At 70.5% G+C, this 14,963-nt stretch carries 12 protein-coding genes, 2 tRNA genes and 1 pseudogene; 4 read left to right on the top strand and 11 right to left on the bottom strand.

Features of this window, described 5'->3' with window-relative positions; genetic code table 11:
* Positions 1-97: 97 nt before the first annotated feature.
* The 6 genes from HJG45_RS18200 to HJG45_RS18175 all read right to left on the bottom strand — a co-directional run bounded on the left by HJG45_RS18200 (position 98) and on the right by HJG45_RS18175 (position 6,752).
* Positions 98-976: an ABC transporter permease gene (locus HJG45_RS18200; protein ID WP_171613601.1), complete on the bottom strand. Its 879-nt coding sequence runs from the start codon at positions 974-976 to the stop codon at positions 98-100.
* Positions 977-1,080: 104 nt separating this feature from the next.
* Positions 1,081-2,109: an ABC transporter permease gene (locus HJG45_RS18195; protein ID WP_254452614.1), complete on the bottom strand. Its 1,029-nt coding sequence runs from the start codon at positions 2,107-2,109 to the stop codon at positions 1,081-1,083.
* Positions 2,090-3,343 carry a PotD/PotF family extracellular solute-binding protein gene (locus HJG45_RS18190; RefSeq protein WP_171613599.1) on the bottom strand — a complete coding sequence of 418 codons (1,254 nt, stop codon included), beginning with the start codon at positions 3,341-3,343 and terminating at the stop codon, positions 2,090-2,092. The genes HJG45_RS18195 and HJG45_RS18190 overlap by 20 nt, the downstream gene beginning before the upstream one ends.
* Before the next feature lie 16 nt (positions 3,344-3,359).
* Positions 3,360-4,463 carry an ABC transporter ATP-binding protein gene (locus HJG45_RS18185; RefSeq protein ID WP_171613597.1) on the bottom strand — a complete coding sequence of 368 codons (1,104 nt, stop codon included), beginning with the start codon at positions 4,461-4,463 and terminating at the stop codon, positions 3,360-3,362.
* Positions 4,464-4,609: 146 nt separating this feature from the next.
* A complete protein-coding gene (locus tag HJG45_RS18180) occupies positions 4,610-5,974 on the bottom strand; it encodes an aromatic acid/H+ symport family MFS transporter (RefSeq protein ID WP_171613595.1) in 1,365 nt (454 codons plus the stop codon).
* 157 nt (positions 5,975-6,131) lie between these two features.
* Positions 6,132-6,752, bottom strand: a complete 621-nt coding sequence (locus tag HJG45_RS18175; RefSeq protein WP_171613593.1) for a NeuD/PglB/VioB family sugar acetyltransferase — start codon at positions 6,750-6,752, stop codon at positions 6,132-6,134.
* Positions 6,753-6,886: 134 nt separating this feature from the next.
* On the opposite strand from HJG45_RS18175, the gene HJG45_RS18170 reads away from it, so the two are divergent.
* On the top strand, positions 6,887-7,861 hold the full coding sequence (locus HJG45_RS18170) for a S1C family serine protease (protein ID WP_171613591.1): 975 nt from the start codon (positions 6,887-6,889) through the stop codon (positions 7,859-7,861).
* Positions 7,862-7,883: 22 nt separating this feature from the next.
* Complete coding sequence (locus HJG45_RS18165) at positions 7,884-8,231, top strand: FAD-dependent oxidoreductase (RefSeq protein ID WP_171613589.1); 348 nt, start codon at positions 7,884-7,886, stop codon at positions 8,229-8,231.
* Positions 8,232-8,359: 128 nt separating this feature from the next.
* Here the strand turns inward: HJG45_RS18165 and HJG45_RS18160 are convergent, their stop codons facing one another.
* A complete protein-coding gene (locus HJG45_RS18160; RefSeq protein WP_254452613.1) occupies positions 8,360-10,447 on the bottom strand; it encodes a PAS domain-containing sensor histidine kinase in 2,088 nt (695 codons plus the stop codon).
* Positions 10,448-10,634: 187 nt separating this feature from the next.
* Between HJG45_RS18160 and HJG45_RS18155 the strand changes: the two genes are divergently transcribed.
* Positions 10,635-10,711, top strand: a tRNA-Met gene (locus HJG45_RS18155).
* A gap of 66 nt (positions 10,712-10,777) precedes the next feature.
* On the opposite strand, the gene HJG45_RS18150 is transcribed toward HJG45_RS18155, so the two are convergent.
* Together HJG45_RS18150 and HJG45_RS29465 are read right to left on the bottom strand one after the other, a co-directional pair.
* On the bottom strand, positions 10,778-11,692 hold the full coding sequence (locus HJG45_RS18150; protein WP_171613588.1) for an acyl-CoA dehydrogenase family protein: 915 nt from the start codon (positions 11,690-11,692) through the stop codon (positions 10,778-10,780).
* Positions 11,693-11,731: 39 nt separating this feature from the next.
* Positions 11,732-11,950: pseudogene (locus tag HJG45_RS29465) on the bottom strand (acyl-CoA dehydrogenase family protein); the annotation flags it as partial.
* 180 nt (positions 11,951-12,130) lie between these two features.
* Between HJG45_RS29465 and HJG45_RS18140 the strand changes: the two are divergent.
* Positions 12,131-12,205: transfer RNA gene (locus tag HJG45_RS18140), tRNA-Ile, on the top strand.
* A 28-nt stretch (positions 12,206-12,233) separates the two neighbouring features.
* Here the strand turns inward: HJG45_RS18140 and HJG45_RS18135 are convergent.
* Both HJG45_RS18135 and HJG45_RS18130 read right to left on the bottom strand, forming a co-directional pair.
* Positions 12,234-14,648, bottom strand: a complete 2,415-nt coding sequence (locus tag HJG45_RS18135; protein WP_171613584.1) for a membrane-bound PQQ-dependent dehydrogenase, glucose/quinate/shikimate family — start codon at positions 14,646-14,648, stop codon at positions 12,234-12,236.
* Positions 14,649-14,770: 122 nt separating this feature from the next.
* Positions 14,771-14,920 carry a hypothetical protein gene (locus HJG45_RS18130; RefSeq protein ID WP_171613582.1) on the bottom strand — a complete coding sequence of 50 codons (150 nt, stop codon included), beginning with the start codon at positions 14,918-14,920 and terminating at the stop codon, positions 14,771-14,773.
* Between the last annotated feature and the right edge of the window lie 43 nt (positions 14,921-14,963).

The raw sequence follows: 14,963 nt of genomic DNA, 5'->3' as shown, positions 1-14,963 counted from the left end.
ACAGCCTTCCTCAGACGCCGGGCGGCTTGCTCCGCAAACCTTGGCTTCGCGCCACCGGGCGCGGCGCCCATTCGGGCGCTCGGCATGAATCTTTCATTCATGCCGTCGATCTCAGCCGCAGCCGCCGCCAGAGTGCGATGGCGGCGAAGGAAAGGCCGATCACCAGCACCGAGACGCCGGTGGTCAGCGTGCCGAGGGCGTAGATCTCGGGCGTCGTCACCGTCGTCGTCAGCCCCTGCAGCTCGAGCGGCAGGGTGTTCAGGTCGCCGATCGCCTGCGACGAGCGGGCGATCTCGTCCCAGGAGAGGGTGAAGCCGAAGAGCGCGACGCCGACCAGGCTCGGCGCGATCAGCGGCAGCACGACATGGCGGAAGACCTGCCAGGGCGAGGCGCCGAGATCCCGCGCCGCCTCCTCGAGTTGCGCCGGGAAACGGTTGAAGACGGCGAACATGATCAGGAGGCCGAAGGGCAGCGTCCAGGTGAGGTGCGCACCAAGGCCGGAGGTGAAGAGCCCCATGGCGGTCGCGTAGTCGGCAAGCCAAGCCGCGCCGCTCGCCTCGGCATAGGCTTTCACCGCATCGTCAATCAGCCGGAATTCGAGCGCGATGCCGAGCGAGACGACGATGGAGGGCACGATGAGGCTGGCGACCGTCAGATGGAAGAGCAGGCCCTGTCCGGGGAAGCGGCGGCGAAAGGCATAGCCGGCCGAGAGCGAGATCAGCGTCGTCAGCAGCATGACGACGAGGCCGAGCCGCACCGAGCGGCGAAAGGCGGCCCAGATATCGACCACGCCGACGCCCTTCCAGAGCGTCTGGTACCAATGCGTCGAGACGCCCTGCATCGGGAAGGTCAGCCCGCCATCCGGCCCCTGGAAGGAGAGGGCGAGGATGGTCAGCGTCGGCCCGTAGAGGAACAGGACGAAGAGGGCGAAGAAGAGGGCGAGCAGCCAGAAGCCGAGGCCACGGCGTTCTTCCATGGCTAGAGCGTGATCGCTTGAGGTGAAAAAACCGAAAAGCGTGAATCACGCGATCCGGTGATGGCTGGAGCGTGAGCCGTGAAAGCAGGTGAACGGATCATGCTCTAGAGTTCCCGCCGGATGTCGACCAGCTTCGTCATCACCGCGATGATGACCAACACCAAGGCCAGCAGCACCACCGCCTGCGCCGCCGCGGCGGGGAATTGCAGGTAGGACATCTGCACCTGGATCACCTTGCCGACCGAGGCGATCTGCTGCCCGCCCATGACGCCGATGGTCACGAAATCGCCCATCACCAGCACGATGACGAAGATCGAGCCGATGACAAGGCCGGGCTTCGCCAATGGAACCACCACGTGCCAGATGGTCTGCCAGGCGCTGGCCCCGGCATCGCGTGCCGCCTCCAGCAGCCGGTGGTCGATGCGCATCATGCTGTTGAAGACCGGCACCACCACGAACAGCGTGTAGAGGTGGACGAAGGCGAGCACGACGGAGAATTCCGAGAAGAGCAGCCAGTCCTGCGGCTGGTCCACCAGGCGCATCGCCAGCAGCGCGTGGTTCACCACCCCCTCGCGGCCGAGCAGCGGGATCCAGGAGATCATGCGGATGACGTTGGAGGTGAGGAAGGGCGCCGTGCAGAGCAGGAACAGCGCCATGCGCATGCCATCCGAGCGGATGTGGAAGCAGAGGAAATAGGCGACGGTGAAGCCGAGCAGCAGGGTGGTGGCCCAGACCATGCCGCAGAGCCGGAGCGTCGAGAGATAGGTGCGGAAGGTGGTGCAGAGCCCGTCCGAAAGCGTGCCGCAGCCCTCGAACATCTCGACGTAATTGCGCTGGGTGACATCGGGGACCAGCGAGTATTCCGTGTAGTTCCACAGGCTGACGACGCCGGTCGCCAGCAGCGGGAAGACGAAGAAGAGCAGCAGCACGAGCCAGAGCGGCGCCGCCTGCAGCAGCGGCGCCCAGGCCCGTCGCGGCGGCGGGGCGGCGGCGAGCACCGGGGCGGGCGGCGCCACGGGCCCCGCCTTGGGCACCGTCACCGCCCCCGCCTCCAGCACCGCCTCGGGCGCGGCGAGCGTCGCCGCCCCCCGCCCCTCCGGCATCGGCACCGGCTCAGGCCGCGATGAACTCATTCCATTTCCTGACCATGTAGTCGTTCTCGTCCATCACCGCGTTCCAGCAGGCGACGGCGCCCATGCGCGCCTCGAAGCTGCCGCCGTCGCGCACCGCGCCGGCCTTCTCCATCACCGTGCCGTCCGGCGCCTTGATGTCCTGCGCCGCCGGTTTGCCCTCCATCCAAAAATCCCATTCATAGGGCTGCATATTGGCCTTCGCCGTCGACAGCACCGCCGAGTAGTAGCCCTGCCGATTGAGGAAGGCGCCGGCCCAGCCGGAGAGAAACCAGTTGATGAACTCGTAGGCGGCGTCGAGCTTGCGGCCGGAGAGGGTCTTCGGCAGCCCGAAGCCGGCGGCCCAGGCCCGATAGCCCTCCTTCAGCGGCTGGTAGACGCAGGGCACACCCATGCTGCGCACCTTGGTGACGGCCGGCGACCACATGGACTGAATCACCGTCTCGCCCGAGGCCATCAGGTTGACGCTCTCGTTGAAGTCCTTCCAGAAGGCGCGGAACTGGCCGGCGCGCTTGGCCTCGGTCAGGACCTTCATGGTGAGGTCGATCTCGGCCTTCGTCATGTTGCCCTTGTCGGCGTATTTGTGCTGCCCGGTGGCCTCGACCACCATCGCCGCATCCATGATGCCGATCGAGGGGATGTTGAGGATCGAGGCGCGGCCCTTGAATTGGGGGTTCAGAAGCTCGGCCCAGGAGCTGATAGGCCGGCCGATCTTGTCCGGCCGGATGCCGAGCGTGTCGGCATTGTAGGTGGTCGGGATCAGCGTCAGGTACTCGGTCTGCGACGGCGCGAAGGTCTTGGCGCTCGCCGCCGGCAGGTAGAGCACCTTCCAGGGCGCCGTGCCCTGGCCGCCGATCGTCTTCCCGCCGACCTCGCCCTTGAGGAAGACGCTGGTGATCTCGCCCGCGAGCTTGATCTTCTTTGCGTCCATGCCGACGAGGTTCCCCGAGGGGATGATCTTCTTCAGCATCCAATATTCGGAATCGAGGATGTCGAAGCTGTTCGGCTGCGTCACCGCCCGCCGCACCACGTCGTCCGAGGTGACGGGGATGTAGTCGAGGGTGATGCCGAGGTCTTCTTTGACCTTCTCCTTGATGCCCTGGTGCTGGTTCACCGCGGTGCCGACATAGCGCAGCGAGACGGCGCCCTGCGCGTGCACCGCCGGCGCCGCCAGCCCGGCGGCGATGCCGGCCGCGGCCTTGAGCGCGCCGCGCCGGCCGATCCCCGTATGGTCCATGCTTCTCCTCCTCAGGTCATCGCCCGGCCGCGGGGGCATCCGCGAGCGGGCGGCTGTCTGCCGCATCCCAGGCGAGCGCCACCTGCTGCCCCGGCTCGACGGGATGCGCATGCAGCGCCGCCTCCGTCAGGGCGACGGAGACCTCGTCGCCGCCCGGGCCGGTGAGCGCGACGGCGAAGCCGGTGCCGGTGTATTCGACGCCCGTGACGGTGGCGGGGACGCCCTCGGCGGCGCCCCCGTCGGGGACAATCCGCGTGCGGTCGCAGCGCACCGCGACCAGCGTCCCGTTCGGCAGGGCGAAGACGTTGTGCCCGCCCATGAAGCGGGCGACGAAGGCTGTGCGCGGCCGGTCGAACAGCTCCTCCGGCCTGCCCTGCTGCTCGATCCGCCCGGCGCGCATCAGCACGACATGGTCGGCCAGCGCCAGCGCCTCGTCCTGGCTGTGGGTGACGTGGACGAAGCTGATGGCGAGCTCGCGCTGGAAGCGCTTCAGCTCCGCCCGCACCCGGCCGCGCAGGAAGGGGTCGAGAGCGGAGAGCGGCTCGTCCAGCAGCAGCGTCGCCGGGTTGGTCACCAGGGCGCGGGCCAGCGCCACGCGCTGCTGCTGCCCGCCCGAGAGCTGCGCCGGCAGCCGCGCGGCGAAGGGGTCCATCTCCACCAGCCGCAGCGCCTCATGCGCCCGGGCGTGGCGCGCCGGCTTGCCGATGCCGCGCATGCGCAGCGAGAAGGCGACGTTGTCGAGTACCGAGAGATGCGGGAACAGGGCGTAGGATTGGAACATCATCGCCGTGCCCCGGCGGGCGGGCGGCAGGCCGACGATATTGGCGTTGTCGAGCAGGATGTCGCCGGTGGTCGGCTGCTCATGCCCGGCCAGCAGGCGCAGCGTGGTGGTCTTGCCGCAGCCCGAGGGGCCGAGCAGGCAGACATAGCTGCCGGCGGCGATGCGCAGGTCGAGCGCATCCACGGCGACGGCGCCGCCGGCGAAACGCTTGGTGACGGCGGCGAATTCGATGGCGCCGCGCGCCTTCACGGCGGTCGGCTGCAGGGTGCTGGTGCCGTGCAGGTCGGCGGTCTCCGTCAGGCGGCCCGGAAGGGGCCCTCGCCCGCGACCTTGCAGCATGCGTGCCACGCCAGCCGCCGCGGCGGCGCCAGCGAGGCGGTGGCGCCAGCCCGGAACTGCACAGATTTGCGGCGCCCTGCCGGAAGGAGCGGCAGGACGCGTTTGGCCGTCAGGCCCGGCCAGCGGCCGGGTGGACCATCACGGCATCAATGTCCCAGCGCCGGGACCACCCTGCCCCCGGCCGGATGCGCGGCGCGCTTGATCAGCAGCGCCGCCGCCGCGATCAGGCCGGGCAGGGCGATGATGGTGAAGATGGCGCTGAAGCCGAGTTGCCGCTGCGCCAGCTCGGCCACCAGGAAGGAGCCGGCGATGCCGCCGAAACGGCCGAGGCCGAGCATCCAGGCCACGCCGGTGGCGCGCCCCTCCGTCGGGTAGAAGCCGGCCGCGAGCGCCGGCAACGAGGACTGCGCGGTGTTCATCAGCGTGCCGCCGAGGAAGACGGCGGCGACCAACAGCAGACCCTGGCCGGCCACCTGGCCGATCGCCCAAACCGCGATGGCGGTCAGCACGAAGCCGGCGGCGATGACGAGGTTGGCATCCAGCCGGTCCATCAGCCAGCCCGAGGCGATCGCCCCGATGCCGCCGAGCGGGAAGAGCGCGGCGATCAGCGCCGCCTCCTGCGGTGCCAGGCCGGAATCGCGGAACAGGATCGGCATCCAGTTCACCAGTGCATAGAAGATCACCAGCCCCATGAAATAGGCGAGCCACAGCATCGCCGAGCCGATGCGGTAGGCGGGCGAGAGCACCAGCCCAATCCCGGCCGGGCGGTCCGCGCCCGGTCCAGCGGCGCCCGAGGTGGCAGTGCCCAGGGTGAAGGCCGTCGCCGTCGCGGCATCCGGCGAAAGGCGGCGCAGCACCGCCCGGATGCGCTCGGCCGGCAGGCCCCGCGTCACCATGTGGCGCAGCGATTCCGGCAGCCGCGCGACCAGCAGCAGCGCCAGCAGCAGCGGCGCGACGCCGCCGAGCAGCAGCACGCTGCGCCAGCCCCAGAGCGGGATCATCCAGGCGGCGAGGAAGCCGCCGCAGGCCGCGCCCAGCGGGAAGCCGCAGAACATGGTGTTGGTCAGCAGGGCCCGCCGCGGCTCCGGGCAGTATTCGCTCATCAGCGTCACCGCGTTCGGCATGGCGGCGCCGAGGCCGAGGCCGGTGGCGAAGCGCCACAGGGTCAGCGCCCCGAGGCTGCCGGCCCAGGCGGAGGCGAGGCAGGCCAGGCCCATCACCAGCACCGAGCCGGTCAGCACTGCCTTCCGGCCCAGCCGGTCGGCGAGCGGCCCGGCGGCCAGGGCGCCGAAGGCCAGGCCGAACAGCGCCGCGCTCAGCACCGGGCCGAGGGCGGCACGCTCGACGCCCCATTCCGCGAGGAGGGAGGGCGCGATGTAGCCGATCGCCGCCGTGTCGAAGCCATCTAGCAGGACGACACCGAAGCAGAGCGCGAAGATCAGCCACTGATAGGCGGAGAAGGGATGTGCGTTCAGGAAGGCCTGGATATCGAGTGGCCGTGGCTCCGGCATGCGTTCCTCCCTGGAGCATTTCCGTTCGCGGCAAATACTCCAGCCTGTTGTTTTCGGAGCATCGTCACCCGATCCGGTGAGTCCACCTGATCGGGATCTGCTCCAGGCGCGGATCCCGGCGGGATAACGATAGCCCAGGATCGCCTGGCCATCGCCCTCACCCGGCGGCGAGCACCCGCGCCGGCACGCCGCCGACCACGGCGCCGGGCGGCACGTCCTCGGTCACCGCCGCGCCGAGGCCGACCATCGCTCCGGCGCCGATCGCCACGAGCGGCCGGCAGGCGGCGCCGGCCCCAACCAGCGCGCCCTCCCCCACCCGCACCCCGCCCGAGAGCACGCTGCCCGGCGCGCAATGCGCCCCGTCCCCGATCACCACGTCATGCTCGAGGATCGCCCCGGTATTGACGATGCAGAACCGCCCGACGCTGACGGCCGCGCCGAGCACCGCGCGCGGCAGCACGACGCTGCCCTCGCCGAGCCGGGCGCTGCCGGCGCGGATCGCCGAGGGGTGCAGCAGCGGCGGGAAAGCGAAGCCAAGGGCCGCCAGCCGCGCCGCCGCCGCCAGCCGGGCGGGCGCGGTGCCGATCGCCAGGCAGGCCAGCGCGACGCCGGAGGCGCGCAGCCCCGGCAGCACCGATTCGTCGCCCAGCACCGGCACGCCCAGCATGGCGGGCGCCCGCGGCGCGGCATCGACCAGGCCCGCGATCTCGATGCCGCCAAGGTCCCGGATCAGCTCGATCAGCGCCCGCCCATGGCCGCCGGCGCCGAGAATCACCATCTTTCCCATCATCCCTGGCCCCAATCTTAGCCCCCTTCGGCCGCCCGCGCCCATCTCGCGCGTTGGCGGCTCGGCCGGATCGGTCGATAGTCGGCCGGACGGCCAAACCCCGGGAGCGGAGCGGACATAGCGGCATGCCAAGCAGCGAATGGGAAATCCCGTCGGACCTCCAGCCGGATCCTTCCGAGCATGAGTTCGACCTGGACCAGGTGCTGCGCTCCGTCGTCGCGGTAAAGGCCCTGGTGCCGGCGGATGGCTTCACCGCCCAGACGCTCGGCACCGAGCGCGCGGGCAGCGGCGTGGTCATCCGGCCCGACGGCCTCATCGCCACCATCGGCTATCTGGTGACGGAGGCGGAGACCATCTGGCTGACCACGCATGACGGGCGAGCGATCCCCGGCCATGCCCTCGCCTATGATTTCGAGACCGGGCTCGGCCTGATCCAGGCGCTCGGCCGGCTGGACCTGCCCGCCCTGCCGGTCGATGCCGAGGGCGGGCCGCAACCCGGCGATACCTGTGTCTTCGCCTCGGCTGGCGGGCGCAAGCACGCGCTGCGCTGCACCATCGCGGCGCGGCAGGAATTCGCCGGCTACTGGGAGTATATGCTGGAGGACGCGATCTTCACCGCCCCGGCGCATCCCTCCTGGGGCGGGGCCGGGCTGTTCGGCGGCGATGGCCGGCTGATGGGCATCGGCTCCCTCGTCATGCAGCAGCAGGACGGCAAGGGCCGGCGCGTCGACCTCAACATGGTGGTGCCGGCGAGCCTGCTGCCGCCCATCCTCGGCGACCTGCTGGCCTATGGGCGGCCGAACCGGCCGGCGCGGCCCTGGCTCGGCCTCTACGCCACCGAGGATGAGGGCGGCGTCGTCGTCAGCTCCATGGCCCGCAACGGGCCGGCGCAGAAGGCTGGGATACAGGAGGGTGACCGCGTCCTCGCCGTCGGCAGTGCGCGGGTCTCCGACCTCGCCGGGCTCTGGCGGGCGGTCTGGGCCACCGGCGCGGCCGGGGTGAAGGTGCGGCTGAGCATCCTCCGCGACGGCACGGAAAGCGAGGTCGCGCTCGTCTCCGCCGATCGCCGCAGCTTCCTGAAGGCGCCGCGGCTGCACTGAGCCAACGAGACGAAGGGCGCGCATGCTGGGCGATCCGCGCAGCCACGGCCTGTGGGAGCGGAGCGCGCCGCCCCCGCCCGCGACGCCGCCCCTGGTCGGTGATGTTGCGGTCATCGGCGTCGGCTTCACCAGCCTCTCCGCCGCCCTGCCCCTGGCCAAGGCGGGCGCCCGTACCATCCTGCTCGAGGCGGCGGAGATCGGCTTCGGCGGCTTTGGGCGCAATCGCGGCCTGATGAATGCTGGGCTCTGGGTGATGCCCTGTGCCGTCCCGGAGGCGCTCGGCGAGGCCGGGGAGCGGCTGCTCGCCCTGCTCGCCGAGGGGCCTTCCCTAGTGCGTGATCGCTTGAGGTGGACTCGCCGAAAAGCGTGACTCACGCGATCAAGCAACGGCCTGGACCATGATCCGCGACCCTGTGTGAGCGGATCATGGTCCAGAGCATCGTCACCCGATCAGGTGCCTCCACCTGATCGGGCTCTGCTCCGGCAGGCAGGACGCCCTCACCGCTCCTCGATGATCGCCCGGATGCGCGTGGCGATCGCCTCGACCGAGAAGGGCTTGGTCATGACCTGCATCCCGGGCGCCAGATGGCCGTGGCCGATCGCGGCATTCTCGGCATAGCCGGTGATGAACAGCACCTTCAGCCCCGGCCGCAGCTCGCGCGCCGCATCGGCGAGCTGCCGGCCGTTCATGCCGCCCGGCAGGCCGACATCCGTGACCAGCAGGTCGATCCGCCGGCCGGAGCGCAGCAGCTGCAGCCCCGCGGCGCCGTCGTCCGCCTCGATCGCCGCGTAGCCGAGCTCGCCCAGCACCTCGCTGACCAGCATTCGCACCGTCGGCTCGTCATCGACCACCAGCACCGTCTCGCCATGCTCGGCGCGCGGCGCCGATACCGGCTCCGCCGCCTCGCCTTCGGTCAGCTCCTCGCCGGCATGGCGCGGCAGGTAGAGGCAGACCATCGTCCCCTTGCCGGGCTCGGAATAGATGCGCGCCTGGCCGCCGGATTGCCGGGCGAAGCCGTGGATCATGGACAGGCCGAGGCCGGTGCCCTGGCCGAGCGGCTTGGTGGTGAAGAAGGGGTCGAAGGCCCGCGCCACCACCTCCGGCGTCATGCCGACGCCGGTATCGGTGACGCAGAGCGAGACATATTGCCCCGGCTGCAGGTCGTGGTTGCGCGCCGTCCGCACATCGAACCAGCGGTTGGCGGTCTCGATCGTCAGCTGCCCGCCATCGGGCATGGCGTCGCGGGCGTTGATGCAGAGGTTGAGCAGGGCATTCTCGAGCTGGTTGGCATCGACCAAGGTGGTCCAGAGCCCGCCCGCGGCCACCACCTCGAGGGCGATGGCGGGCCCGACGGTGCGGCGGATCAGGTCCTCCATGCCCGTGACCAGCCGGTTGATGCGGACCGGGCGGGGATCGAGCGTCTGCCGGCGCGAGAAGGCGAGGAGCCGGTGGGTGAGCGCCGCGGCGCGGTCGGCGGCGCCCCGCGCGGCCAGGATGTAGCGGTCGAGCTCGCCGATCCGACCCTGGGCGATGCGCGCCTGGATCATCTGCAGGCTGCCGACGATGCCGGTCAGCAGGTTGTTGAAGTCATGCGCGATGCCGCCGGTGAGCTGGCCGACCGCCTCCATCTTCTGCGCCTGGCGGAGCCGGTCCTCCGCCTCGTTGAGGGCAAGGGCGCGCTCCTTCTCGGCGGTGATGTCGCGGCCATAGGCGAAGATCTCCTCGCCCTCGGCCGAGGTATGCCAGGAGATCCAGCGCGGCGTGCCGTCCTTGTGCCGGTAGCGGTTCTCGAAACCGGTCAGCTCGTGCCCGGTCGCGGCCTTGTCCACCGCGCCCTGGGTCGCCTCGGCATCCTCGGGCCAGATGAATTCGTGGAAGCTGCGGCCGATAACCTCCGCGGGTGCGAGGCCCAGGATCTCGGTCCAGGCCGGATTGACGTTGCGGAACACGCCATCGGCCCGGAGCACCGCCAGCAGGTCGCGGGAGTTGCGCCAGACGCGGTCCCGCTCGGCCGTCCGTTCCTCGACGCGGCGCTCGAGCTCGGCGTTCAGGCGCGCCAGCGCCTCGGCCGTCACGCGCAGCCGGCGCTCGGCCTGCACCTTGGCCGTGGTCTCGACGACGATGGCGACGATGCCCTCCGGCCGGCCGCTCTCGCCGATCACCGGCGAGTAGTCGAGGTTCATCCAGACCTGCTCCGGCACGCCGGAGCGGTGCAGCGTCAGCTCCTGGTCCTGGTAGGACAGCGTGCCGCCGGCAAGGCCGACCTTCATGACGTTGTCGTTGAAGTCGGCGACCTCGGGCCAGCCCTCGCGCACCTTGGAGCCGAGCAGCCGCGGATGCCGCCCGCCGGCGAAGTCCGAATAGGCATCGTTGTAGATCATGATGCCGTCCTCGCCCCACAAGGTAACGATCGGCACGGGCGAGCGGAGGATGAGGCCGACGGTCGTGCGCAGGCTCGGCGACCAGCCGGCTATGGCACCGAGCGACGTCGCCTCCCAGGGATGGGCCAGGATGAGCCGCGAGAGCTCGCCACCGCCCGCGAGGAAAGCCTCGGCCAGATCCATCCGCGTGACCTCCCCGCCCATGCGCCTCCATCCGGGTTGGCCGGCAGCCGCGCATCGCGGGCCCCGATCGGCGGCCACGCATAGCCGCCACGGGGCCGGCGGACAAAGCACGGTCCGGACAGGCGGCGGGGCCGGCCCCGCCGCGGATTTTCGCGACGCGCGACGACTTGCCTTCGCCTGCGAAAGCCGCCATACCCCGGCACCGCGCGCCTGGGTAGCTCAGCTGGTTAGAGCACGGCACTCATAATGCCGGGGTCGCCGGTTCAAGTCCGGCCCCAGGTACCACTCCATCGGCGTTCTCTTGCGGCTCCCCGTCGGGCGCGTCCGCCCGGTCGGGATCCGCTCTCGCCGTCACACCGGGGCTTGGTACGGCTCCGCGTCCCGGCCAAGGGCGTAGAGACCTTCAAGCGCGAGGGACCAGGGCGGGCGCAGGAACCCCATGGCACGGACATCCTCGAACCAGTGCCCGAGGGGCGAGCGCCGCGCATAGGCGCCGCCGCCCGCGATGCGGCACAGGCGCGTCAGCAGCGATTCCGCGAGCAGGGCTATGCTGGCCTTCGCCATGCTCGTCTCGCGTCGCGCCCGGCCGTGCCGTTCCAGCGCGCGCAGCCCGGCCTCATAGGCCTGCCGGATGAGCCAGGCCTCGCGCTCCGCCGCAACCCATTCCACCTTGTCGAAGGCCGTCACCGCCGCGGCCTCGCGGGCGCGCAGCAGCCGCTGGACATGCGCCATGGCGGCGTCCGTCACCCCGAGGATGACCGCCACCTGGAACATCGTGGTCGAGCCGCCGGTGCCCTCGATGACCTCCCGCCAATGCCCCGGCCAGGCGAAGCGGGTCGCCGGGAAATCGCGGAAGGCGAAGGCGTGGCTGTCCGTCGCGGCCATGCCGAAGCCGTCCCATTCCGCGCGAAGGGTCATGCCCGTCGAGCCATCCCAGGCGACGCCATGGACCGCCAGGAAGAACCAGGCCGGCTCCGCCTCCCCCTCCGGCAGTGCCGTCGTGATCATGTAGGAGGTGACGCCGGAGCCCGAGCCAAAATGCTTCTCGCCGGTGACGCGCCAGCCGCCGGGCGCCCCCGGATCGGGCCGGGCCGATGCCCGCGTCCGGCCAACATCGCCGCCACTGCCGGGCTCCGAGGTGATCGTGCCCCACCAGGCGCCGGCCAGGGTGGTCTCGAAGACCAGCCGCTTCTGCGCCTCCCAGGCGGTTGCGTCCCCTTTCGGTGAACCAGTGTCGCGCCAGAAGGCAAGGACACCCGGATGCATCGAAGCGGCCAGGGCGAGGGAGGAATCCCCGGCCGCCAGCAGGCGGTGCGCATCGCTCAGGGCACGGACCGAGCGTCGCGCATCGTCCCAGAGACCGCCCTGTGCGACAGGCACGCTCGCCCGCAGGAAACCAATATCGGCAAGCCGCCGGAAGTCGGTGGGATCGAGGTGGTGACGCTCCTGCCGTTCCCGCCGCTTCGCTGCGAGGTCTTCGGCGAAGTCACGGGTTCGCTGCAGCAGTTGCTCGAATGCCCGCATGCCATGTCACCGACGGCCAGGATGCCGAAGGTCATTTCACACGAAGGCGGCACCGCACCGGAAGTGTAATCGCCGCAATCCACGCCCTGGCGACCGCCGTATCAGGCAGACGGCACAATCATAGGTTGACGCGTTCGTGTCGAGACAAATCGTTTCTTGTTGAGTACGAAGGCTGTGGATGGGCCGGTAGCTCAGTGTCAGAGCACACGCTTGATAAGCGTGAGGTTGGGGGTTCAAATCCTTCCCGGCCCACCATTCCCCCGCAGCGGAGCGAGCCCGTGCCCTATGGCGATCCGCCCGCCCCCGGCGGCAGCGCATAAGCCATGAGGTAGTCGCCGTTCCTGGTGCGCAGGCCGCCATGCCCGCCGGCGGCGATCACGACATACTGTCGCCCGTCGCTGCCCCGGTAGCTCATCGGATTGGCCTGCCCACCGGCCGGCAGCCGCGCCTGCCATAATTCCTTGCCGTCCCGCAGGTCGAAAGCGCGGATGTAGTCGTCCGCCGTCGCGCCCATGAAGACCAGCCCGCCCGCCGTGACCATCGTGCCGCCGATGTTGAACATGCCGGTCGGCAGGGGAAGGTTGGTGTGCGTGCCGAACAGGTTCATGTCGCGCGTCGTGCCGATCACGCGCTCCCAGGCGATCTTGCGGGTTTGCAGGTCGATGGCGAAGAGCTTGCCCCAGGGCGGCGCGTGGCAGGGCGCGCCGAGGGGCCCGAGCCAAGGGTCCACGACGACGGTATAAGGCGTCCCGTATTGCGGCCCGACCGCGAAGCGGCTCGGCTTGGGATAGGGCTTGTCGCTGTCGAAGCCCGGCCAGGGCTTGATGAGCCCCCGCCGCAGCGCCTCCTCCTGCGGCATGGCGTCGACGACGAAGGGGATGTAGCTGGCATTGGCGATGAGCAGGTGGCGCGTCGGGTCGATCGAGGCGCCATGCCAGTCGATCACGCCATCGAAGGCCGGGTAGAAGATGCTGCCCTGCAGCGACGGCGGCGTGTAGGGACCGTTATAGCGCCGCCGGTGGAATTCGATGCGGCACCAGAGCTGGTCGAGCGGGGTCGCGCCCCAGCTATCGGCCTCCGTCAACGGCGGCGGCCCGAGATCGGGCAGGTCCGTCGGCTCCGGCTGCGTCGGCGAGGTCGTGTCGCCCGGCAGCGGGTTGCCGGGCGCCGGCCGCTCCCGCATCTCGGCCAGCGGATGGCCGTTGCGCCGATCCAACAGGAACAGCTTTCCCATCTTGGTGGTCTGCACCAGCGCCGGGATGCTGCCCCCGTCCGGGCCCGCGAGATCGACCAGCGACGGCCCGATCGGCAGGTCGAAATCCCAGAGGTCGTGATGCACCGTCTGGAAATGCCAGAGCTCGCGGCCGGTCTCGATGTCGAGCGCGACCAGGGCACTGGAATAGGCCTCGTCGAAAGGCCGGCGCCGGGCGCCGTAATAGTCCGGCGTCGCATTGCCCAGCGGGACGTAGAGCAGCCCGAGCGCCGGATCGGCGGTGTAGGTGCCCCAGCCATTCGGCGTGCCGCGGGTATAGGTCTCGCCGGGCGCGAGCGGCGCCGTCGGGTCGGGCCGCCCCAGGTCCCAGGCCCAGGCCAGCGTCCCGGAGACGGTGTCATAGGCGCGCACCACGCCGGACGGCTCGCCCTCGGACTGGTTGTCGTAGATCCAGCCGCCCAACACGATCCGGTTGCGCACCACCAGGGGCTGCGAGGTGATGAAGTGGAAGCCCGGCGGGGTAGGGCCGAGATGATCGGTGAGGCTGACGAAGCCTTTCTCGCCGAAGCCTGGGCAGGGCCGGCCGGTCTCGGCATCGAGCGCGAAGAGCCGGGCATCGGCGGTGGTGCTGACGATGCGACGGGGACAGCCAGCCTCGGCCGGCGTCTCGGCATAGGCCACGCCGCGGCAGGCCAGGTATTCGTTGGCGCTGGTGTCGTTCTCCGGATCGAAGCGCCAGAGCTGCCGCCCGGTCGTGGCGTCGAGGGCGATGACGTGCCGGTGCGGCGTGCAGAGATAGAGGCGGTTGCCGACCTTGATCGGCGTGGCCTCGAAGTTGAACTCCCGCCCGTTCTTCGTCTCGAACTCCTGCGGCAGGTCGCCGGTGCGGGTGCTCCAGGCGAGGGCGAGCTTCGACACATTGGCCGGCGTAATCTGCGCGAGGGGCGAGTAGCGGCGGCCATCGGCGCCGCGGCCGTAATAGCGCCACTCATCCTCGGGCATCGGGGACTCTGTGGCCGGCGCCGCGGCGGCCGCGGCAACCGGGGCGTGCTGCACATGGCGGGCCACGGTGGTGCGGTAGCCCGCCCCGACGACCAGCAGCGCCAGCACCAGGCAGGCCAGGGCGCCCGACCAGCGCCAGCGCCCACCGATACCCCCCGCACCGAGTCGGCCCGCGACCCAGGGCATGCACAGCCAGACACCGAGAAGGGCAGGGGCGAAGAGGCGCGGCATCAGCTGCCAGCCATCCAGCCCGACCTCATGGACCGCCCAGGCGAGGGTGCCGAGCAGGACGAGGCCATAGAGCCAGAAACCCCAGGCCTGCCGCCGCGCCAGGGCCATGCCGCAGGCCAACAGGGCGAGGCCCGTGACCGCGTAGTACAGGCTGCCGCCGAGGATACCCAGCCAGATACCGAGCCCGAGGAGCGCTAGGCCAAGAAGGCCCATGACGAGGCCCGTAACGACAAGCCATGGCTGGCGGCGCATCAATCCTTGCAAGACAGACCTCCCCTGCCCGGACGTCCAGCAGCAAATGCGTCGGGCGATGGGAGGTTCCGCCCCGGCCAGGCAGGGTGGTGGGGGATCCCTCCCCCACCGTGCCGTTCAGCTCAGCTCACTTCCTGCGATGCGCCGCGCGGCAGGCGTCCGGCCTGTCGCAGCGTGCCGTCATGCTCCATGGCGCTGCGCACCGCCGCCCCCCAGCCGAACAGCGCCGTGCCGAGTGTCAGCGTCAGCAAGCCTCCGATGACGGAGACCATGGTCCTTCTCCTTCCGTGGGCCAGGACGGCGGAGCGCCCCATG

The sequence above is a fragment of the Roseicella sp. DB1501 genome, assembly GCF_013112485.1.
Classification (GTDB): Bacteria; Pseudomonadota; Alphaproteobacteria; order Acetobacterales; family Acetobacteraceae; genus Paracraurococcus.
The sequence above is the reverse complement of the archived record's forward strand: the minus strand, read 5'-3'. Positions and strand labels throughout refer to the sequence as shown.

Bases quoted from the DNA above. Each gene is read 5' to 3' on its own strand.
- HJG45_RS18200 (WP_171613601.1), bottom strand. From the start codon at position 976: ATGGAAGAACGCCGTGGCCTCGGCTTCTGGCTGCTCGCCCTCTTCTTC.
- HJG45_RS18195 (WP_254452614.1), bottom strand. From the start codon at position 2,109: ATGAGTTCATCGCGGCCTGAGCCGGTGCCGATGCCGGAGGGGCGGGGG.
- HJG45_RS18190 (WP_171613599.1), bottom strand. From the start codon at position 3,343: ATGGACCATACGGGGATCGGCCGGCGCGGCGCGCTCAAGGCCGCGGCC.
- HJG45_RS18185 (WP_171613597.1), bottom strand. From the start codon at position 4,463: ATGCTGCAAGGTCGCGGGCGAGGGCCCCTTCCGGGCCGCCTGACGGAG.
- HJG45_RS18180 (WP_171613595.1), bottom strand. From the start codon at position 5,974: ATGCCGGAGCCACGGCCACTCGATATCCAGGCCTTCCTGAACGCACAT.
- HJG45_RS18175 (WP_171613593.1), bottom strand. From the start codon at position 6,752: ATGGTGATTCTCGGCGCCGGCGGCCATGGGCGGGCGCTGATCGAGCTG.
- HJG45_RS18170 (WP_171613591.1), top strand. From the start codon at position 6,887: ATGCCAAGCAGCGAATGGGAAATCCCGTCGGACCTCCAGCCGGATCCT.
- HJG45_RS18165 (WP_171613589.1), top strand. From the start codon at position 7,884: ATGCTGGGCGATCCGCGCAGCCACGGCCTGTGGGAGCGGAGCGCGCCG.
- HJG45_RS18160 (WP_254452613.1), bottom strand. From the start codon at position 10,447: ATGGGCGGGGAGGTCACGCGGATGGATCTGGCCGAGGCTTTCCTCGCG.
- HJG45_RS18150 (WP_171613588.1), bottom strand. From the start codon at position 11,692: ATGCATCCGGGTGTCCTTGCCTTCTGGCGCGACACTGGTTCACCGAAA.
- HJG45_RS18135 (WP_171613584.1), bottom strand. From the start codon at position 14,648: ATGCGCCGCCAGCCATGGCTTGTCGTTACGGGCCTCGTCATGGGCCTT.
- HJG45_RS18130 (WP_171613582.1), bottom strand. From the start codon at position 14,920: ATGGTCTCCGTCATCGGAGGCTTGCTGACGCTGACACTCGGCACGGCG.